Here is a 22,163-nt window from a genome sequence, read left to right on the forward strand (position 1 = left end):
TTTAATGTCGGTTTATTCCGACCGCAAACTGTTTACAGGGTTTGAAATTGCTGCTTTAATTGCCTGGAAGCTAACCGTTACAAGTGCGATAAATAAAGCAAGTACACCCGTAATTAAAAACAGGTACCATTCAATAGCCGTCCTGTATGGATAGTTTTTTAACCAGCTGTCCATGGCCCACCAGGATATCGGACTGGCTATAACGAAAGCAATTAATACCAGCTTTATAAAATCTTTGGATAATAATCCGGTTATTGAACCAACTGAAGCGCCCAATACTTTCCTGACGCCAATTTCTTTAACGCGGGTAGCAGTCATATAGGTAGCCAGGCCAAATAATCCCAGGCAGGAGATAAATATGGTTAAGGCTGCAAATAAGCCAGAAAGCTTTGCGATTTTCTGTTCATTCTGGAACTTATGGGCATATTCCTCATCAATGAATTTGTATTCAAAAGGATAATTCGGATTATATTTTTTAAAGATCGATTCTGCCTTTTTAAGGTTAGCTGCTGTGTTGTTTTGGCCATTTAATTTAAAATGGATCACATTGAACCAGGCTTTTGCTCCTTCTACTACCATCGGTTTGGTAGGGTAAAAGGGTGACTGCAGTATAAAATCCTTGAATACTCCAACCACATGCCATTGCTCACCATTGTCGCCGATTTGCGCACCAATCGGGTCTTTTAGTCCCATTGCCTTAACGGCAGATTCATTTAATAAGATACCCAATGAATCCGTTGGGAATTTTTCCAGGTCAAAATCGCGACCCTGTACCAATTGCAATCCGGCGGTTGTTACCAGGTCTTCGTCTGCACAAAACCGGTCAAAAATGGTTTTATCGTCGGCTGGTTTGCCCGCCCATTGAAAACCCCAACTGTTACTCCAGCCCTGGGTAAGTGGGGCACTGGTCTTTGTGACAGATTTTGCAACACCGGATGACAGCAATTCCTGCTTAATGAGTTGATAATTTTTTTCGATGTCGCCGGTTGTAAAATGGTAAACCAGGTTGTCTTTTGCATAGCCGGAATGGCGGTCCTGTGCATATTTCAGTTGTTTACTCACAACAATAGTGCTTAGGATCAGCATTATTGCAAAACTGAATTGCACTACTACCAGCATTTTCCGGGGAGTAACAACTGCGTTTACTTTTTTGAAAGTCCCTTTTAATACACTGGTTGGTTTAAATGAAGAAAGATAAAATGCCGGGTAACTGCCTGCAATAATGCCTGTTACAAGAATGAAGCCTAAAAACATAGCCCAGAATACCGGATCTGTAAATTGAATGGCTAATGTTTTATTAGTTAGATTATTAAATGCCGGTAAGGAAAGTTGAACCAGGAAAAGGGCCAGGATTCCAGCAAGGAAAGAGATTAAAATGGATTCGCCTAAAAATTGTCCGATCAGGTTCGCTTTCATAGCGCCAATCACTTTCCTGATGCCGACTTCCTTTGCTCTTTTTTCGCTTCTTGCTGTACTGAGGTTCATGAAATTGATACATGCAATAAGCAGGATGAAAACCGCAATCAGGCTGAATATTTTTACGTATTCAATTAAGCCACCGGATTCTTTGCCATTTTCAAAATTGGAATACAGGCGCCACCGTTTTATCGGATAAAGGAAAAATTCCCCTTTTGGTTCATCCTTATCATATTTTTTGCGCAAGCCTTTCATCTTGGTTTGAACAGCTTCGAGGTTAGTATTGGGCTTTAATAAGGCATATGTTTGGGTTGAATTATTTCCCCAGTATTCATCATCTCCTCCCGTCTTGCGCAGGTAACTCCAGGGCACCAGGAATTCGAAATTGAATCTGGAGTTTGTTGGTAAATCTTTTAATATTGCCGAAACCGTGAAATTGTCCCTGGTATCTATTTTAATATTTTTACCGATAGCGTCTTCTGTTCCGAATAATTTCAGGGCCAGTTTCCGTGTAATTACAATGGAGGAATTATCATATAAAGCTGTAGCAGCATCACCTTTAAGTACCGGAAAACTAAATACCTGTAAGAAACCTGAATCAACAATATTGCCTGAAATCATTACACTTTTTTCACCCACTGTCATTAAAAAATTGCTTGGCCAGTTAACCCGTACTGTTTTTTCCAATTCCGGAAAATCCTGTTGCATGGTTTTAGCAAGCACCTTCGGTGTAGTATTCCAGGCCGATAGCTGGCCATCATAAGTGTTCCGGTTCCAGGCTTCATATATCCGGTCTTTCTTTTCATGGAACTGGTCATAGCTCACTTCATCATTAATCCAGAGCATGATCAATATGGCACTTGCCATTCCGATTGACAACCCGATAATATTGATCAATGAAAACCCTTTGCTTTTTAGCAGGTTCCTAAATGCTATTTTGAAATAATTCAGTAACATATTTTTCTATTATTCTGATCGTAAACTTTTTACCGGGTTGGTCAGGGCGGATTTTATAGCCTGGAAACTTATTGTGAATAGGGCAATGAGTATGGCCATAATACTGGCTACTGCAAAAAACCACCAGCTTAAATTTATCCTGTAGGCAAAATCCTGTAGCCAGAAATGCATGAGCCATGCGGCCAGGGGAATCGCAAAAACTGCTGCGATACCTACCAGCTTCATAAAGTCTTTCGACATCATGGTTACAATATTGCTTACTGTTGCACCCAGTACTTTCCTAACTCCGATTTCCTTAGTCCTTTGTTCTGCCATATATGATGCAAGTCCAAAGAGCCCAAGGCTGGCTATTACAATGGCCAGGATAGAAAAACTCAGCACAACCTTTCCTGCTCTCTGTTCTGCATTGTACATATTAGAAAATGCTTCATCGAGGAAATCGTACCGGAACGGCATGGCGGGTGCCATCGCCGTCCATTTTTTTTCTACTTCCCTGATAGTGGCAGGAATGTTATGGCTGTCTACCTTGAATGCAGTAACCCAATTGGCATTACCCAGTGTTAAGCAGAGTGGGGCAATCCTTTGTTTCATCGATTCGAAATTGAAATTTTTCACCACGCCAATAATGGTCTTTGGCACTGGTGCCTGCCCCTGATTGTCCCCGGAATAAATGATTTGCCCAACCGGGTTTTTATACCCCAATAACTGTACAGTACTCTCATTGATGATGATGGCATTTGAATCTGATCCAAAGGCTTTCGAGAAATTCCTTCCGGCCACAATCTCCATGCCCATGAGCGGAATATAATTTTCATCAACCCGCCAGTGCTGCATGTTGAACCCGCCTTTTACATCCATCACCGCTTCCTTGAAAAAAGTATTATCACTTCTTGAACTCGAACCCACCGGCAGGTAACCGGCCTGTGTACTGCCGCTTACGCCGGGAATCTTTTCGATCTCATTCCTGAAAGCCTGGTATTTATTACCCAATGTCCAGGTCCCTTCTACGGTCAACACCTGCTCTTTATTAAATCCGATTTTTTTGTTCTGGATATAATTGAGTTGTTTATACACCACAATAGTACCTGCCATTAAAATAATAGAGGTCGCAAACTGGAATACGACCAGGGCACTACGTAGCCTGCTTTTTTTCGCCCCTGCATTTAGTTTTCCTTTTAATACAGTAATGGGGTTGAAGGATGACAGGTAAAAAGCGGGATAGGTTCCTGCTAATAACCCAATAACAAATGGTAAACAAACCAGGAATACTAAAAAGCCGGGACTACCGATTTTCGATATGGATATCGTTTTGCCGGAAATACCATTGAAATAGGGGAGTGACAGGATTGTAATGCCCACTGCAAATAAAATGGCGATAAATGAAACCAGGGTCGATTCTGCCAGGAACTGCCTTACCAGGGTATTTTTTTCTGAACCCAATACTTTCCTTATGCCAACTTCCCTGGAACGGTTCGCGGAACGGGCTGTTGACAGGTTCATGAAGTTTACACAGGCTATTAACAGGATGAATATGGCCACCGCGGAAAAGATGTACACGTATTGTATATTCCCATTTACACTTAATTCAGCAGATCGGTCCGAACGCAGGTGTATATCTGTCAAAGGAATCAGGTGGTAGGCAAGTTTATTGCCCTGTTTTTCAAATTCTTCCATGCTCTTTATCTGCATCATGCCCTGCGCCTGTGGTAAAATATATTTGTTGACATACGCTGGGAATTTCTTCTCAAATGCTTTTATGTCAGTGCCTTTTTTAAACAGCAGGAAGGTGACAAAATTGTGGCTCAGGTAATTGCCGAAACCATAATCCACATTGTCCATGGAGAAAAGGAAATCATACCTGAAATGGGAATTTAACGGCATGTCTTTGATCACTGCCGTTACTTTGTATAAAGTATGTTTATCGTCATTTAATTCTACAAATTTGCCCATAGCATGGGTGGTGCCAAAATATTTATCAGCTGCTGATGCAGATATAACTACAGTATTGGGTTCATTTAATGCAGTATGTGTATCGCCTTCTACTGCTGGAAATGTAAATACATCAAAAAAAGTGGAGTCGGCATAAGCTACATTTTGTTCCTGGATGAAGGCATTGCTTTTCTTTATCATTTTTGAACCTTCTGAGGCGTAGATGCGCGCAAATTCTTCTACCTCAGGATAATCTTTCTTCAATGCTGCTCCCATGGGATCAGAAGCTACCGCCAGCTTTAATTCAGTTCCGCCGAAGATGATGTCTGAATTGATCCTGTAGATCCTGTCGGCTTTTTCATGGTAGCGGTCATAACTGAGTTCATCGGTTACATACAGGCAGATCAGCAGGAAACAGGCTACACCAACGGCAAGGCCGGCAATATTCAGCAATGTAAAGAACCTGTTTTTGACCAGGTTTCTCCAGGCGATTTTCAGGTAATTCAATTGCATATAATGTTTTTTATTCTGAACGCAGGGATTTGACCGGGTTGCTCAAAGCTGTTTTTGCTGCATTTAAACTCACAGTAATAATCGTTATGACCAGTGTAAGGATGCCCACCAGGATGAAGACGCCCAGGTTGATATTGGTGCGATAGCTGAAATTTTCCAGCCATTTATTCATGGCCATCCAGGAAATCGGGATTGCCACCAGGAAGGCAATTGCAACCAGCACAAGGAATTCTTTTGACATTATTATTAACAGGTGCCTTACAGATGCCCCCAAAACTTTCCGGATGCCAATTTCCTTGGTCCTTTTTTCAATGGAAAAAGAAACTAACCCGAAGAGGCCCAGGCAACATACAAAAATGGCCAGGCCTGAGAAGACAATAGATAAACTGCCAATCATTTTTTCATTGGAAAATTTCAGGTCGAATTCCTTATCCGAAAACTTCATTTCAAACGGATAGGCGGCACTGTATTTTTTATAGATGTCTTCAATACCTGAAATGGCTTTTTTTATTTCTGTACCCTTATTTAACCTGATCATAGTACTGCCTGACCAATCTTTTGTATAGCTTACCATAATTGGTGAGGCTGCTTCATAGGGTGAAGTGAAAATCATATTATCAATGACTCCGACAATAGTCCTTTCCTGTCCGGCCCATGTTATGGTTTTACCAACCGGAGATTCAATACCCATCAGTTTAATGGCTTCCTTATTAAATATAACTGCTGCACTGTCTCCATTCCTGAAATCACGGCCTTCAACCATCATGGCTTTCAGTGTTTTTGAAAAATCTTCATCAGCGAAAAGGAATCCAATCACCAGGTTGCCATTTTCCGGTGCTCCTTTCCATTGAATGCCGGATGTGTATCCAAGCAAAGTGGTAATGGGACTGGATGTTCGCGATACTGCAGCAACTGCCCCGGATTGCAGGAGTTCATTCTTAAAGGCGGAAAAATGCTTGTCTGTATCGGGCGAGGAATTGACCATCACCAGGTTATCCCGGTCGTAGCCAATCTCGCGATTCATAACATATTTTAACTGCTGATAAATAATCAGTGTCGCTGTGATGAGAATAATGGATGCGATGAACTGAAGGGTAACCAGCATTTTTCTTGGTAGTAATGCCTGCTTTCCTGGCTGTGCATTTCCCTTTAAAACCTTAATTGGGTTAAATCCTGATAAGTACATCGCTGGATAACTACCAGCCATCAAACCTGTTACCAGGACCAGGCTGGTAATTCCCAGCCACATAAATGGTTTTTGGTAAGGGATTAAGATGGTTTCATGCAGTACAGTACTGAAATAGGGAACAATCAGTATTACTAACAGCCCGGCAAATAAAAAAGCTATAATTGAGAGTAATAGGGATTCCACCAGGAATTGGGAAAGCAATTGTTTTCTTTCAGAGCCAAGGGTTTTCCTGATGCCAATTTCTTTGGCCCTTTTTTCAGACCTGGCAGTTGACAGGTTCATGAAATTTACGCAAGCTATTACAAGGATAATTATGGCAATCCAGGTGAATAGTTTAACATATTGAATCCTGCCACCGGTATTCCTGCCATCCCGGAACTCCTCATACAACCTCCATTTTTTCATTGGATGCAGGATGATACTTCCTTTTGTTGTCGGGTTGTCGCTTTTGCTCCTCGCCCTGACCAGCGCAAGAATGGAAGACTCCAGCTTGGGAATATCCGCACCTTTCCTTATGCTGAAGAAAACCCGGTTGCCGCAGTTTGTCCAATCGTTTTCAGATTCTTTAATTTGTGGGGAGGAAGTATTAAAGGGTATGATCGCTTCAAACTGGAGTGTGGAGTTTTGGGGTACATCTTTGATTACACCTTTTATAAAAGCGGTTCTTCCATTATTGATCAATATGGGCTGGTTATAAATATTTGTTTTGCCATACAGTGCTTTTGCCGTGCTTTCTGTAAGGATTATTGCACCAGGATCCTTAACCGCAGCAGCATTCCCTTCAATAAATTCATAATTGAAAATATCCAGGAATTCTGGTGATACAGTAATGGTGTTTTTGTTTAATCTTTTATCATCATGACTGAGTAAGGTTGTTTCGCCGAAACTGGCAATGGCTGCATGTTCAATTTCCGGAATGGCAGATTTAGCTGCTTCCGGAAGGGGATACATCATGTCCGGGCCAGTGGTCGTTTGGCCATTGAAATTCCGGTTGCACATTACGTGGTAAACCTGGTCATATTTTGCATATGACTTATCCCATGAATATTCATTGTATACCCACAGCAGGATTAGCATTGTAGCAGTCATGCCTATGGATAGTCCGGCTATATTTATTATAGAAAAACTTTTGTTTTTTGTAAGATTTCTAAATGATATGATAAGGTAATTCTTCCACATAGAAATTTAAATTGAAGATTTATCAGGCCATCAGGTTTTCCATAACTGTTTGCCCGTCGAGCATCCTGATCACACGATGACTGTACCTGGCGTCGTGTTCACTGTGTGTAACCATCACAATGGTAGTGCCCTGTTCATTCAGGTCAGTAAGGAGTTGCATTACTTCGTTGCCATTGCTTGAGTCGAGGTTTCCGGTAGGCTCATCAGCAAGGATCAATTTAGGGTTGTTTACCACTGCCCTGGCAACAGCCACCCGTTGTTGCTGGCCCCCTGAAAGCTGCTGTGGGTAGTGGTTGCGGCGATGCATTATTTGCATTTTATCGAGTGCTTCTTCCACAATCCTTTTGCGTTCCGCAGTTTTTACCCCGGTATAAATTAAGGGCAATTCAACATTTTCAAATACGGTCAGTTCATCAATCAGGTTGAAACTCTGGAACACAAAACCAATATTGTGTTTACGCAGGTCGGCCCTTTTCCTTTCATTGAATTTGGCTACTTCAATACCATTAAACAAAAAACTACCCGCATCAGGATCATCAAGAAGTCCGAGGATATTCAGCAAAGTTGATTTGCCGCAACCTGAGGGCCCCATTACTGCAACAAACTCACCTTCTTTAACTTCGAATGATAATTTGTTAAGTGCGACTGTTTCCACTTCTTCAGTGCGATAAATTTTTTCCAGGTTGGTGATCTTGATCATATTGTTTGATTTGTTAGATTATATAGATAATAAAAAAGTTAGTGCAGATTCAGGCGTTACCCGGACAGCCGGGTTTTCTTCAGCTGATATGACCGCTGATTTGGTCTGCAGGTATCCTGGCCCCGTTAAGGTGCAGAATTCTTTGCTTTGGCAGGAAGTTGAATATATAGCCAGCATGCAAAGCAGCATTGAAAATCTTAATAATTGTTGCTTCATAAAAAAAGGTTTAATGGTTAATGGCTATTGTTTTTTCAGGACCAACTCCTGCATGTTTCCATAATTTTCATAGCTGCTTGTCACAACTTTATCGCCAGGCTGCAACCCGCTTAAGACTTCATAATTATCCGGACTTTGCATTCCCAGCTGGATGTCTACTTTATAGGCCATGGTTCCTGCATCATTCAGTTTGAAGATCCAGTTACCACCGGTTTGCTGGTAAAATCCACCTTTGGCGAGCAATATTGCCTGCTTCTCATCACTTAATGCCAGCCTGATCTGCAGGGTCTGGCCCCGTCGTATACCTTTGGGTACTTCACCGGCAAATTCCATATCTACCTGGAAACGGCCATTTGTTACCTGGGTGTACACTTTTTTAATCGTAAGCAGGTAATCTTTGCCGGCATAATTAAAAGTACCCTTCAGTCCGGTGAAAATCCTTGAAATATAATGTTCATCTACATCTACGCGAACTTTATAACCACTTAGTACATCTATCTGCCCAAGGCGTTCCCCTTTGTTTTTTGACTGCCCGATTTCAGCATCCAATGAAGTCAGCTGGCCATCAACAGGCGCCCGGACAACCAGGTCGCCGACTTTCTTGCGCATCAGTTGCAATGCATTTTGCATTCTTTCATAAGACTGCTGCATCTGTGACAATTGCTGGCGATTGGAAATTGAATCCTTCCTAAGGATATCAACCGTTAATTTCTTGCGGGTAGCCTGGTATTCCATCAGGTTCTGGGAAGATTTGTATTCCTGCAAGCCAATAGCTTTCTGGTCGTATAATTTCTTGTTCACTGTATACACCCGTTCAGCTTCTTTAGCAGCGTTATCAACTTCAGCCATCTGGTTTAACCGGGTGATGGTATTCTGGTCAGCATTATTTTTGGAAATCTGCATCTGGGTTAAAACATTGAATACCTGGGTTTCCTGGTTGGAAAGGCTGAGTTCCAGGTCGGTATTGCTTAGGCGAAGGATCGGCTGGTCTTTTTTCATGATAGCACCGTCCTCCACAAATTTCTCTTCCACCCGGCCACCTTCGGTAGCATCCAGGTATATTGTCGATACAGGAAGGACAATGCCATTTACGGGGATGTTTTCCTGGAAAATGCCTTTTTTGATTTCAGTAATCGTAATCCTTTCGGTATCCACATTCAGCCGGCTGTTGCCAGAGGTGGCAAAGTAGCTCCCGCCGATCAATGCCACAAGCCCGGTAATTCCTGCAATGGTCAGAATTCTCTTGGCCGACCACTTCTTTTTTTCGATAACTCTATCCACGGTAATCTAATTTTTCGTTTCCTGCTTTTTTTATTCTGATTCTATTAAGATAAACCCCGTGCCATATTTTAAATTATTAAAAATCAATAAGTTGTAATCTTTTGAAAAAAACCACTGTACGATTTTGATACAATTACTGTCCGCTTTTGGTATCCCATATTAATCTTGCTGAAATGAAATAAAAAATGCTGTTCGGTTTTGTAATAATATTATCATTGTGCTGAAATATTATGACGTTAAAAAATGCCTCAATACTTGTTGTGGATGATGACACAGATGTGTTAACAGCCGTTCGCCTTCTGTTGAAAACAGAAGTTAAAGATGTTGTGACGGAAAAGAACCCACAATTGTTACAGCAATTGCTGAGCAGCCGGAAATTTGATGTTATCCTGCTGGATATGAATTTTACCAGTTCCATTAATACAGGTAATGAAGGGTTGTTCTGGTTACGAAAAGTAAAAGAACTGAAATCTGACGCTTCCGTTATTATGATCACTGCTTATGGGGATGTGGATCTTGCCGTAAGATCGCTTAAGGACGGAGCTTCAGACTTTGTGGTAAAACCCTGGCATAATGACCGGTTGATTGCCACTATTAAGGAAGTACTTAAAAAGCGGGACGGTGAACATTCTGGCGAAAGGAGTTCTGCGGCAGGTACCCTGATCGGGAATGAATTGCTGGGTAATTCAGAACAGATGCAGGCTATCTTTTATAAAATTGAAAAGATCGCCCCAACTGATGCTAATATTCTTGTCCTGGGAGAAAATGGCACAGGTAAAGACCTTATCGCAAAAGCCATTCACCAGCATTCCCTTAGGGCCGACAAACCTTTTGTAAAAGTGGATGTGGGGGCACTGACTGATTCGCTGTTTGAATCTGAATTATTCGGCCACCGTAAGGGTGCGTTTACGGATGCCCGTGAAGACAGGGCCGGCAGGTTTGAAGCAGCAAATGGGGGAACCGTCTTCCTGGATGAAATTGGTAATATCAGTTTACAGCAACAAGCCAAATTACTTTCCGTTTTACAGAATCGCCAGGTGACCAGGTTGGGGACGAATACACCCATTCCTATTGACGTTCGCCTGATATGCGCAACAAACCTTCCTATTTCTGAACTGGCCAATGAAAACCGGTTCCGGAAAGACCTTATTTACCGCATCAATACAGTGGAGATTATTATGCCGCCGCTGCGGAAAAGGGGTAAGGATATACTGTTACTGGCAAATTATTTTAATGCGATGTACAGTAAAAAGTATATGAAGCCGCAATTGAAATTCGACGAAACTGCTAATGATAAATTATTATCCTACGCATTCCCGGGTAATGTCAGGGAACTTCAGTATACCATCGAACGGGCTGTTATCATGGCTGAAGGCGATGAGCTGAAAGCCAGTGACCTTTTATTTTCTCCCATAGAATTTGCTACTGACCAGAATGAGGAACCTTCTGAATTGAAGCTTAGTGCTATCGAGAAAAATACTATTCTTAAAGTTATAGAAAAACATAATGGAAATATTACCAAAGCTGCTAAAGAGCTTGGTTTAACGCGTACTGCCTTGTACAGAAGACTCAGTAAATATGATATTTAAGAAAGGTGAAAACAGGTTGTTCCTGAAAGTGATGCTGATGTTTGCAGTGCTTTGTGTAGCTGCCTGGTTACTGGTTAACCAGCAATATAAATTCCTGTTAATTGTGGTGCCGGTTTTGATTTACCAATTATCTGACCTGTACCGTTACCAGCAAAAGGCCCAGGTTGAACTTGACCAGTTTGTAGAATCGGTCCATTACCGTGACTTCTCGCGTTATTTTGATGTAAAGCACGCCCCGGCTGAATTGCAGCCATTGCGGCATGGATTTAATGAGATCAACTCCACGTTTAAAGTAATCAGTAAGGAAAAGGAAACCCAATACCAATACCTGCAAAAAATACTGGAGTTGGTCGATACGGGAATTCTTTCATATGAAACAGAAGATGGACAGGTCGTTTGGATGAATGAATCCTTAAAGCGGATGTTGCACTTGCCTTATTTAAAAACAGTGCATTCCCTGGAAAAGCGCGATGCCGGCTTATATAAAGTGGTTACCAGCATCAGGCCGGGTGAAGCTAAGGTTGCAGCTGCCCAGCTGGATAAGGGTAGCTTTAAAGTACTTGTTTCCTGTACTGCATTCCAGACTGACGACAAGCAATATAAGCTGATTGCATTCCAGAATGTGAATGAAGCCCTCGATGAAACTGAATCAAAAGCCTGGCAGAAACTGCTGAACGTTATGACCCACGAAATCATGAATTCAGTAGCACCGATTTCATCCCTGGCCGACACCTTAAAGAACAGGCTGCATGCCGCTGCAAGGGAAGTTGAAGATAAGAACAGCACACTGGAAGACCTCGAACTGGGCATTGAAACAATTAAGCGCCGCAGTGAAGGCCTTTTGAGATTTGCTGAAACATACCGGAACCTTAATAAAATAAGTGAACTGCACCTCGAAAAAATTTATGTGCTGGAATTGTTCCGTAACCTCCAGCAGCTCATGCAGCCTACGTTTGAACAGAAAAACTTTGAACTGGAGATTATCCTTAAAGAGCCTGAATTATTTCTTGAAGCTGATATTAACCTTCTTGAGCAAGTGCTTATTAATTTAATGGTGAATGCCATGGATGCTGTGAGGGAAAGTGAACATCCGAAAATTATCCTTTCTGCTGCAACAGGACCCAACCGGAAAACCATAATTAAAGTCGCCGACAACGGGGCCGGTATGTCGCAGGAAGTGATGGAGAAAATTTTCATTCCGTTCTTCAGTACAAAGAAAACAGGCAGCGGTATCGGGCTTAGCCTTTGCAAACAAATTATGATGCTGCATAAGGGTAATATACAGGTTCAGTCTGTAATAGGCGAGGGGACCGTTTTCTCCCTCCAATTCGGGACCTGAAATATTAACCCGCCTTACTACCGGTTAGGTTTAACCGGTTTTTCAACCAGCTTTTGGATAAAGGGATAATCCAGTTTTCTTCAAGTTCTTTTTTGTTGGCTACCATATTATTAAAGTAAAGACTGTCCACGGGTAAAATCCCGCTTTCAACAGCTGGTTTCAATTGTGCCAATGGAATCAACTGGACTTTGTCTTTTACAACAAATGCAAGTAATTGCCTGTCGAAAAGGGTTACTTTAAATTGTTGCTCAATTTGCTTTATCACGCGGACACTGCTGTCCGTGCTGCAGCCACTGACACCTTCCCCGGTTTCGTCGGCCATTATAATAATGAACTGACCGAAAAATACAGTGGCGAATCCTTTTACCGGTGTTCCATGGGTTTGCCATTGTTTCACAAAAGATTGAAGGATATTGTCAACTTCGATTACTTCGCCCATACCAAAAAGCCGGTTGCACTGGTATATCCATACTCTTGATGAAGGGGCGAAATCCTGGGGTAATAATTCCTGGTATGCAAGGTTCATAGGGCAAAGTTACTATTTACAGGTGAATCAGGGTTTTTCGTATACGCATTGCCAGGATAACCAGGAATAAACCATAGATGAATGCATAAATACCCAGCAGTAATGTTAAGGTAATGGCTCCCTGGATTGGGTTTGCAAGTAATAATACCCCGAAAATTATTGACAAAACCCCTCCTGCGATCAGCCAGCCTTCCCCTTTAATTTCTTTCCTGATCCTGATAGCAAATACAATTTCTGCAATGCCCACAATTAATGACCAGATAGCCAGGTAAACGATAATAATGGCACCGGTTACAGTAGGGTTCATGAAGGTATAAATTCCTAAAAGCAGGCTTACAATTCCGGCCAACATCGCTATCCACCAGTTTTTGTCCTCCGCTTTATCCTGGAAAGAGCCAACCATCATCAATACCCCGTTAATGGCGAGCCAGGCGCCAAGCCATAAAATAATGGTGGAAAATGTAATTGCTGGTAAAAATACAGCCAGCAGCCCGAACAGGAGGGCCAGGATACCGCGTAATAACAGCAGTTTCCAGACTGAACTTCCAATGGATTTCATATTTGTAGTTGTTGATACCCTTTTCTGGCTCCAGCACTGCCATCATTCTAAATATCCTGAAGCACTGTGTTGTATAAAGTTAATGAAATGTGTATGAATTGATATTCTATTCAAACACTCCTTGGGCAGTAACCCGGAAAACAAAAATCAAACCAGAACCACTATTTCCCTTCATTTATGTGATGGTCTATATTCATTCCTGTGACGGTTTGTACTCATTCCTGTGATGAATGTCCATTTTACCTCGAAAACACCTCTTTGGGTCCTCTTTGGGTCCTCTTTGGGTCCTCTTTGGGTCCTCGGAAAGACCTCCGGGGCCGAGGAGCCAAAGAGGACCCAAAGAGGTAGTATCGGGGAGGCAAAGAGGACCGTTTCCGGAAAAACAGCTAACTTCTTCCGCATAACCGGACCCTCCCGGAAAAAACACTTAATAAAATAATCAGGTATCAGATGAACAGGTATTTAATGATTAAAAACCTTGCATTTTTATGTTTTGCCATAAATGCGTTAACAACCTTTGGACAAAATGCGGCTGTTGTCCAGGTTGGTAATAGAAGGGAAATATTTGTTGATAATTATTTAGTGGATAAACTGATCAATGCAAATATTAAACTTCAAATACCGCGCAATGAAGGCCCGGTGTTACAATTTGATAAACCCTGGGAAGGACGGTTCAGTGCTTATTGCACTATCATTAAAGATAGCAACATCTACCGGGCTTATTACAGGGGTATCCCTGTCTCTGGTAATGATGGAAACGATGCTGAAGTGACTTGTTATGCTGAATCCGTGGATGGTATCCATTGGGTTAAACCGGGCTTGAAAATCCATTCAATTAATGGCTCTTTGGAAAACAACATAATACTTGCCAATGACGCTCCGGTAACACATAATTTCAGCCCTTTCCTTGATTTAAATCCAAATGCAAAGCCGGAAGAAAAATATAAAGCGCTGGGTGGAATTGAAAAATCCGGCCTGGTTGCTTATGTTTCCGCGGATGGTATCCATTGGAAACGATTAAAGCAGGATGCTGTTTTTAAGAAAGGGGCATTTGACTCGCAAAACGTATCGTTCTGGTCAGAAACTGAAGGGCAATATGTCTGTTATTTCCGTACCTGGTCTGGTGGAGGTTACAGCGGGTTCAGGTCAGTCAGCAGGACAACATCCAAAGATTTTATTAACTGGACGGAGCCGGTCGCTATGACATTTGGTGATACACCCTTTGAGCATCTTTATACCCAGCAGACAAGTCCCTATTTCAGGGCTCAGCAAATTTATCTTGCAATAGGGGCGCGATTTATGCCCGGTCGCCAGGTTATATCTGATGCCGAAGCAAAGGCTTTGAATGTTGATCCCCAATATTATAAGGATTGTTCAGATGTTATTCTTATGTCAAGTCGCGGTGGCAGCCGGTACGACAGGTTATTTATGGAGTCTTTCATCCGTCCCGGGATCGGGTTGGCAAATTGGGTATCGCGATCAAATTATCCCGCATTGAATGTTGTACAAACAAGTCCTACTGAAATGTCTGTATATGTTAATGAAGACTATGCCCAGAATACAGCACACATTAAACGGTATTCCTTAAGGCTGGATGGATTTACAGCTGTTTCAGCGCCTTATAAGGGCGGAGAACTTATTACCAAACCTTTTGTATTTTCCGGGAAGGAGTTAGAGATCAATTACGCAACATCCGCTGCTGGTGAAATCCGTATTGAAATCCAGGACCAAAACGGTAAAGCAATTCCAGGGTTTACAATGGATGATTCCCGGGAAATAATTGGCAATGAAATAAAAAGGGTTGTTTCCTGGAAAGGAGGCCAGAGCCTGGAATCACTCGCTTCAAAACCTGTACGGTTACATTTTTTAATGAAGGATGCAGATTTGTATTCTTTCAAGTTTAATTAATCCTCATTGTACTTACATTTTTAATTAAAAGGCATGGTCAGTTTAGGGCAAATAATTAAGTCTGCCACAGTTTGTTGTATCGGGCTTTTGACTGCATTTGTACCGGCACCAGGTAGTATTCCTGGTGTCCGCAAATTGAAAGATGTTGTAATCTACAAGGATACTGCATTCTATGCGTCTTTTCCATCAGTTGTAAAACGACCCGACGGAGAATTGCTGGTAGCTTTTCGCAGGGCGCCGGACAGGAAAATTTTTGGTGAGAAGGGTACAAGCCATACAGATCCAAACAGCTACCTGGTAATGGTTCGTTCCAGGGATGCCCAAACCTGGACCAAAGAACCTGAACTGATCTATGCCCACCCTTATGGTGGTTCTCAGGATCCCTGTTTATTGCAATTACGTGACGGCACCTTGCTTTGTGCCAGCTATGGCTGGGCTTTTGTCCGCCCCGATGGAATACCTAATTTAAAGAAGCCCTATTTTCCGGCTGGTGAAGCCGTTTTTCTCGGTGGATACCTCATTCGGTCAAAGGATGGTGGAAATAGCTGGAAGGGCCCTGTTTATCCGCCTAATATTGCACCGGAAAAGATGTTAACTGCTTTAGGTAATCCGGTTCCGGCTTATAACAGGGGGGCGCTTTATGAAGCAAAGGATGGTCGCATATTGTGGGTGGTAGCGGCTATGGATACTGCCGGAAGGACTTCCAATCATCTCCTGGTATCAACCGATAAAGGATCTACCTGGAAATACTCAGGTATAGTTGCAGAAGATGCTACTGTAATGTTTAATGAAACTTCCGTTTATGAAACGCCCAAAGGTGATATCGTTGCTTTTTTACGGACTGCCAATTACGATGACAAAGCTTGCATTGCCCGTTCAAAGGATGGCGGAAAAACATTCAAGTGGGAATCCATGGGCTTCCAGGGGCATCCGCTGAACGCTTTGCGCCTTCCGGATAACAGGGTCCTGCTTACCTATGGATACAGGCATCAGCCATTTGGTATCCGTGCCCGCATCCTGAATGCAGAATGCACAGATTTTGCGACTTCCCTGGAAATTGTACTTCGCGACGATGGCGGTAATGGTGATATCGGTTATACCTGGCCGGTACAATTAGACAGGAACCGTGTTTTGGTGGTATATTATTTCAATAAGGACAACGGACCGCGGTATATTGCCGGTACTATCCTGGAGATAAAACTATAAGCTCGCGGCAATCATCTCGGCAATGTCCAGCACCTGGACACTTTCTTCCTTCTCTTTGGTCTTGATACCATCGGTCATCATCGTATTACAGAAAGGGCATGCTGAAGCAATAACAACTGCGCCCGTTTCAAGGGCATCATTAGTACGTTCCCAGTTTACACGGGTGCTGCCTTTTTCTTCTTCCTTGAACATCTGGGCACCGCCGGCGCCGCAACATAGTCCGTTACTGCGGCATCTTTTCATTTCAACCAATTCGGAATCCAGTGCTTCCAGGACTTTCCTGGGTGCCTCATAAATGCCATTTGCACGGCCCAGGTAACAACTGTCGTGGTAAGTGATCTTCTTCCCTTTAAAACTGCCGCCTTCTTTAAGGTTAATCCGGCCATCATCGATCAACTTTTGCAGGAAACTGGCATGATGCATTACTTCATAATGGCCGCCTAATTCTGCATATTCATTTTTAAGGGTATTGAAACAGTGCGGGCAGGTGGTTACGATTTTTTTAATGCCATAACCATTCAGGACCTGGATATTCTGGTAAGCCATCATCTGGAACATAAATTCATTGCCAGCCCTCCGGACAGGATCGCCGGTGCACATTTCTTCCTTACCTAAAATGGCAAATTTGATTCCTACCGTATTTAAAATAAGTGCAAATGCTTTTGTGATTTTTTGGGCACGTTGATCAAAACTTCCGGCGCAGCCAACCCAAAAAAGAACTTCGGGTGTTTCTCCTGACGCCATCAGCTGAGCCATAGTAGGAACCTGCATGCAGCAATATTTTTTTGTAAATCTATAGGAATTGGTTGAAATCAGGGATTTCAGAATTATTTTATAAAACAGGCCCCCTGTTGCAGGCTATAGAAACAATTAGCATAGGCGGTGTGTTAATTGTATATAATATTGCTTTCTGATTTTATGAAGTCAATTTGGTATATAATACTGGTATTTTTGGCCGGCTTTCTTCCCGGTAAGCTGCTATCCCAAATACTTCAGCCTGATGATAATGCATCTTCTGTAAGGTTTTCAATCCGCAATTTCGGGTTTACTACCACTGGCACTTTTAAAGGATTGGAAGGTCACATCAGTTTTGACCCTAAAAATATTATGCAGTCACATTTCGATGCCAGCATTGCTGCTTCCACCATAAATACAGGGATTAGTGCCCGCGACAGGCACCTGAAATCTGAAGATTATTTTGATGCAGGACATTTCCCCATGATTACCATAAAAAGTGAAACAGTACGATCCGGAAATACACCAGGTTCGTTTATCCTTCATGGTGAATTGGCTTTAAAAGGTGTTAGCCGTACAATTGATATTCCTTTTACCGCAAAACAAGTAAACGGCGGTGTCTTATTTGAAGGGGAATTTACCCTAAACCGGCTTGATTATAAAGTCGGAAGCAATAGTATTTCCCTTGCTGATAACGTAAATATTGAACTGAAAGTAATGGCCAGGTAAAAAGGCATTCTTTATATGACTTATAATGAAGATCGCCCGATGTTTGTAAGAACAGTAATTTTGAATGGAAGAGGGAATAATTAAATGAATTACGCCATTGAAATTTTTACTGTCGGGATGGTGATTAGTTTTCTGGGCAGTATACCACTTGGTATACTGAACATTACGGCAATGCAGATATCAGTGCAGGAATCAGTCCAAAAGGCAATGGCCTTTGCATTTGGTGTGTCCATAATAGAATTACTATTCGTCAGGGTTTCATTGAAGGGTATTGATTTTTTATTGGCAAACCAACGGGTGTTTTATTTCATGGAATGGTTATCTGTTATACTTTTTCTGGTACTGGCCATCAGTAATTTCAATGCGGCCAAAAAAGAAAAAGCCGGTCAAAAAAGCATTTTGCTCAGTAATACAGTTAACCGGTTTTGGCTGGGTATATCCATGAGCGCAATAAATCCGCTAAAAATTCCTTTTTGGTTCCTTTGGTCTGGCTATTTTTTAAGTATCCATTTGCTTCAATCCACTTCCCTTTCTTTTAACATCTATACTTTAGGGATCGGTACCGGAACTATTGCCGGAATGATTTTATTCATTTTTGGCGGTAAATGGCTGGTGAGGAGATTAAACACGGGGCAGCGTGCACTTAATTTAATAGTTGGACTGGTATTCCTGGTCTCAGCTATAATCCAGTTTGCCAGGGTTATGGTTAAACCCATGGAACAGCAACTTAAAGTACCCACGGAGCAGAAACGTTAAAACTGGACCCCTTCATTAGCGTTTTGCATATTCTGCATTTCCCCTTTAATATTTTTCTTCTTGAACAATGATGTGTCAAACTTACCGAAGCGGTAACTGAAACCCAGGCGAAGGAATTGCGGATCCCTTACACGGCTGGCATCCTGAACGAAAAAGCTTGATTCAGAATGTATATCTGAAATCCTGGTACGGAAAATATCATTCCAGCTTAAAGTAAATGCTGCTGCTTTATTCTTCAGAAACTCATACTTCAAGGACAGGTCAACGTAATAGTTCGGGCGTACATAACCCTGTGCAGTAGACGACGGTCCACCCATGAATCCACCCCCCCCAAATCCACCGCCACTGCTGCTTCCGCCAGGTGGCAGGATGGTTTTTGAGGTGTATTCGCCGCTCAGCTGCAAAGTGAAATTTTTAGGCAACCTGAATATATTGTTCACCTTGAAGAAATAACTCCACATATTATCCTGCTGCTGAACGCTTGAGTCCACAATATTTATTTTTGACGTGTACAGGTTGAGGTTGACATTTAATTCCCACCATTTTTTAAGGATGGTTTTAGTTGTAAGTTCCAACCCGCCGACATAACTGCTATTTGCATTAGTATATGTATTGATCAGGACAGTGTCACCTGAAATCGGGTTAAGTTCTTTTTGCTGTATCCTGGTTATCTGGTTGGTGGTATGCTTCATGTATACTGAAGCAAGGAATGTATTATTGTTTTCAAAATTCTTGGTATAAGACATTTCAAGAGACTTGGTAAATTCAGGTTGGAGGTCTGGGTTACCCCTGGTCAGGTTAAGCGAATCAGAATAGTTGGTAAAGGGAAACAACTGGAAAAAATTAGGGCGGTTTATCCTGCGGGTATAACTAAGTTGCAAACTCTGTTGTTTACCCAGGTCGTAGCTTAGGAATACACTGGGGAAAAGGCTTATCGGGAAATTATTGGAAAAGGTTTGTGAAGTATCCTTTTGTGAAGTTGTAGTTGAATGTACGGTGCCTTCATATTGTGAACTTTCTAACCGCAAACCTACCTGGTACCCCAGTTTTTTATACCTGTTGGTGAATGAAGTATAACCCGCTAATACCCGGTCGGAATTCACATATTGTGAAGACAATTCCTTTAATGGAATTAGCGTGCCATCGGGCAGGCGCTGGAAAATATCATTACGGCTATCCACTGTCCTGAACTGGGCCCGCAAGCCCATTTCCAGCTTCGCAGTTTCGGTGAGTGGGTTTACAAAATCTGTCTGAGCTGTAAAGAAGCGATTCTTTCCTTCACCATCCAGGACCTGGTTATACACGCGGGCATTGGTTTCACTTCCTGCCACAGGATAAATATTCGTCAGGATATCATTACTGTTTTCATTTTTGCTTTGGTTGAAATTGAGGTCGGCGGTTAATTCTTTACCCGGTTTGGAGTAATTGTGTTTGTATCCCAACGAGGAACCCAGGTTTTTGAAATTACCGGTGGTATTGGAATTCCGCTGGCTATAAGATTGTTTGGAACCAGATTCCAACAGTGTATCTACAAAAATATCACTAACCGTATTGGGGGTAAATTTGCCTTGTACAAGGTTCAGGGAACCTGTAAGTGTATTCCTGTTATTAATGAAATAATCTGCCCCAAATCGCCCGAAGGCAAATTGCCCCAGGTTTGTGGTTTTGTCATACTGGTGTAATTCGGTACTTGGTTTGTTGAAGGTTGAAAGCCTTTCGGTTACGCCATCAGAAATTGATTTCCGCTGGTTAAAATTGACATTGGCAAAAAGGTTTACTTTATTCTGCCGCAGGTTGATATCGCCCCCGGCATTGATTTTTCCCCTTTCGTCAACTCCACCTCTGACAGTTCCGCTATATCCCACCTTTTTATTCTTTTTCAATACAATGTTCAGTATGCCGGAAGTGCCTCCCGATGCATCATATTTCGCTGATGGGTTGGTAATTACTTCTACAGTGGCAATAGCATCCGCCGGAATCTGGTCAAGCGTGAGGGTAGTAGGGCGGCCATCAACAAAAATCTGCGGGCTTGCATTCCGCAGCGTAACATTCCCATCGAGGTCAACCTGCAAAGAGGGCACATTTTTCATTACATCTACAGCTGTTCCCCCTGCGGAATTGATGTTTTTTTCTACGTTAAATATTTTTCGGTCTATCCCGGAGCTTATAAGGGGTTTGGATGCGGAAACGGTAACATTTTCCAGGGTTTGGGCATCGTTTTTCATTTTCAGGTTGCCGAGGTCCTTGTCAACAGCTGATAGCGCTTTTGACATATCCCCACCCATTTTAAGTTCAAATGCAACCTTTTGTTCAATAATTTTATACCCAATGGCCGAAATTTTCAATTTATAACTTGCCGCTATTGCCAGGTTCTCAAAACTAAATTCCCCTCTTTTATCCGTGAGCATGCCAGCAATGATGGTATCTTTTCTTTTCCTGGAAAGCGTATCAAATTTGCTTTGTATCAATTGGACAGAGGCGGCTTCAATCCCTTTATTTGTGGAACTGTCTACAATCCGGCCATAAAAATGGCCAACATTCATGGACGCACCGGCAGCACCAGCACGATTCGCATTAACCCCGGCAGGTATCTGGGCAAAAACAATTGCTGAAGAAAATAAAAGAAAAATAGCTAAGAGCAGTTTGGTCATGTGTTAAATTTCTCTGGGTTCTGTAAAGTTCTGTCATTGCCCTGCACCCGGACTGTACAAATTGATGAATGGTAAAGAACAGCTGTATTAAACATAGGTTTTGAAGAACTGATAAATGGCAAAAGAATCGGATGAACGGTTTTTTGATCCATTTAATAGGTTATGGTGCTAATTAAAACGGTAAGAATGCCAATTATAAACCCCAGCACCAACCCTAGTATTTTGACAAACCGGAATTCTTTGACAAGTGCATCACGGACCATTTTTTCCAATTGTTCAGGTGATATAACTGCCATCCTGGTGGTGACAATTTTTTTGAGATCCAGCTGGGACTGGAGGTTGGTGGCATATTTTTCCATCAGCGGGGGAAATATCAGGATTAATTCTTCCATAAAAACCCCTTTCAGCTGTGCTATGGTCTTTTCCCCGATAAACATGCCAACCACAGGCATAGACTCCTTGAGCTTTACTTTAAGGAAATGATCAATCTGTTCCTCCACAAAAGGCAGTACCTGCCGGATGTTTTCAGGATCAGCAATTTTTTGGGTTAAACCGGGATTCGTAAGGAATTCAGTTTCGGCTATAGTTCCCAGTTTTTCCGCAATTGCTATTTTCCGGCCAGGTAAAATCCCCTGGAAATGAAAGCCGAAGAGCTTTTTAGGATAGCGGGGATGAAAAAGCAAATCAATTGCCATATGGAAGGAGAGCCATCCAAGAAAGGCTGATATTATAGGAATGAGTAATAACCAATAATTCATGTCCCCTTACAAAAGGTAAAAAAAACC

17 protein-coding genes are annotated in these 22,163 nt (G+C 42.2%); 6 read left to right on the plus strand and 11 right to left on the minus strand.

Going from position 1 to position 22,163, the window contains the following annotated elements:
- Positions 1–12: 12 nt before the first annotated feature.
- From LAQ65_RS01785 to LAQ65_RS01810, 6 genes are read right to left on the minus strand one after another with little or no spacing between them, the layout of a single operon-like run.
- Positions 13–2,373 (minus strand): ABC transporter permease, encoded by a 2,361-nt coding sequence (locus tag LAQ65_RS01785; RefSeq protein WP_224115216.1) that lies wholly within the window; start codon positions 2,371–2,373, stop codon positions 13–15.
- Between the two features lie 9 nt (positions 2,374–2,382).
- Positions 2,383–4,815: an ABC transporter permease gene (locus tag LAQ65_RS01790; protein ID WP_224115217.1), complete on the minus strand. Its 2,433-nt coding sequence runs from the start codon at positions 4,813–4,815 to the stop codon at positions 2,383–2,385.
- 10 nt (positions 4,816–4,825) lie between these two features.
- Positions 4,826–7,183: an ABC transporter permease gene (locus tag LAQ65_RS01795; RefSeq protein ID WP_224115218.1), complete on the minus strand. Its 2,358-nt coding sequence runs from the start codon at positions 7,181–7,183 to the stop codon at positions 4,826–4,828.
- Between the two features lie 22 nt (positions 7,184–7,205).
- Positions 7,206–7,883, minus strand: a complete 678-nt coding sequence (locus tag LAQ65_RS01800; RefSeq protein WP_224115219.1) for an ABC transporter ATP-binding protein — start codon at positions 7,881–7,883, stop codon at positions 7,206–7,208.
- A gap of 18 nt (positions 7,884–7,901) precedes the next feature.
- The gene (locus LAQ65_RS01805) at positions 7,902–8,099 is read right to left on the minus strand and encodes a hypothetical protein (RefSeq protein ID WP_224115220.1); all 198 of its coding nucleotides are present in this window, start codon (positions 8,097–8,099) and stop codon (positions 7,902–7,904) included.
- Positions 8,100–8,123: 24 nt separating this feature from the next.
- Positions 8,124–9,380 (minus strand): efflux RND transporter periplasmic adaptor subunit, encoded by a 1,257-nt coding sequence (locus LAQ65_RS01810; RefSeq protein ID WP_224115221.1) that lies wholly within the window; start codon positions 9,378–9,380, stop codon positions 8,124–8,126.
- Between the two features lie 230 nt (positions 9,381–9,610).
- Here LAQ65_RS01810 and LAQ65_RS01815 point away from each other — a divergent pair, with 230 nt between their 5' ends.
- Together LAQ65_RS01815 and LAQ65_RS01820 are read left to right on the plus strand one after the other, a co-directional pair.
- Entirely contained in the window at positions 9,611–10,969 is a 1,359-nt protein-coding gene (locus LAQ65_RS01815) for a sigma-54-dependent transcriptional regulator (protein WP_224115222.1), read from the plus strand.
- Entirely contained in the window at positions 10,959–12,308 is a 1,350-nt protein-coding gene (locus LAQ65_RS01820) for a sensor histidine kinase (protein WP_224115223.1), read from the plus strand. Before LAQ65_RS01815 ends, LAQ65_RS01820 begins: the two co-directional genes overlap by 11 nt.
- A 4-nt stretch (positions 12,309–12,312) precedes the next feature.
- Here the strand turns inward: LAQ65_RS01820 and LAQ65_RS01825 are convergent, their stop codons facing one another.
- Positions 12,313–12,834, minus strand: a complete 522-nt coding sequence (locus tag LAQ65_RS01825) for a hypothetical protein (RefSeq protein ID WP_224115224.1) — start codon at positions 12,832–12,834, stop codon at positions 12,313–12,315.
- A gap of 16 nt (positions 12,835–12,850) precedes the next feature.
- Positions 12,851–13,393, minus strand: a complete 543-nt coding sequence (locus LAQ65_RS01830; protein WP_224115225.1) for an HdeD family acid-resistance protein — start codon at positions 13,391–13,393, stop codon at positions 12,851–12,853.
- A 450-nt stretch (positions 13,394–13,843) separates the two neighbouring features.
- Between LAQ65_RS01830 and LAQ65_RS01835 the strand changes: the two genes are divergently transcribed.
- Together LAQ65_RS01835 and LAQ65_RS01840 are read left to right on the plus strand one after the other, a co-directional pair.
- On the plus strand, positions 13,844–15,301 hold the full coding sequence (locus tag LAQ65_RS01835) for a glycoside hydrolase family protein (RefSeq protein WP_224115226.1): 1,458 nt from the start codon (positions 13,844–13,846) through the stop codon (positions 15,299–15,301).
- A 33-nt stretch (positions 15,302–15,334) separates the two neighbouring features.
- Positions 15,335–16,507, plus strand: coding sequence for a sialidase family protein (locus LAQ65_RS01840; protein ID WP_224115227.1), 1,173 nt, complete (start codon positions 15,335–15,337; stop codon positions 16,505–16,507).
- On the opposite strand, the gene LAQ65_RS01845 is transcribed toward LAQ65_RS01840, so the two are convergent.
- On the minus strand, positions 16,502–17,278 hold the full coding sequence (locus LAQ65_RS01845; RefSeq protein ID WP_224115228.1) for a (Fe-S)-binding protein: 777 nt from the start codon (positions 17,276–17,278) through the stop codon (positions 16,502–16,504). The two genes, LAQ65_RS01840 and LAQ65_RS01845, sit on opposite strands and share 6 nt — an antisense overlap.
- A 147-nt stretch (positions 17,279–17,425) precedes the next feature.
- On the opposite strand from LAQ65_RS01845, the gene LAQ65_RS01850 reads away from it, so the two are divergent.
- Both LAQ65_RS01850 and LAQ65_RS01855 read left to right on the plus strand, forming a co-directional pair.
- Positions 17,426–17,971, plus strand: a complete 546-nt coding sequence (locus tag LAQ65_RS01850) for a YceI family protein (RefSeq protein WP_224115229.1) — start codon at positions 17,426–17,428, stop codon at positions 17,969–17,971.
- A gap of 84 nt (positions 17,972–18,055) precedes the next feature.
- A complete protein-coding gene (locus tag LAQ65_RS01855) occupies positions 18,056–18,727 on the plus strand; it encodes a LysE family translocator (RefSeq protein ID WP_224115230.1) in 672 nt (223 codons plus the stop codon).
- Here the strand turns inward: LAQ65_RS01855 and LAQ65_RS01860 are convergent.
- Positions 18,724–21,378, minus strand: coding sequence for an outer membrane beta-barrel family protein (locus LAQ65_RS01860; RefSeq protein WP_224115231.1), 2,655 nt, complete (start codon positions 21,376–21,378; stop codon positions 18,724–18,726). The genes LAQ65_RS01855 and LAQ65_RS01860 overlap by 4 nt on opposite strands.
- Before the next feature lie 152 nt (positions 21,379–21,530).
- Positions 21,531–22,136, minus strand: a complete 606-nt coding sequence (locus tag LAQ65_RS01865) for a DUF445 domain-containing protein (protein ID WP_224115232.1) — start codon at positions 22,134–22,136, stop codon at positions 21,531–21,533.
- Positions 22,137–22,163: the final 27 nt, after the last annotated feature.

It is taken from the genome of Flavihumibacter profundi (assembly GCF_020076305.1).
In the GTDB taxonomy this organism is placed as follows: Bacteria; Bacteroidota; Bacteroidia; order Chitinophagales; family Chitinophagaceae; genus Flavihumibacter; species Flavihumibacter profundi.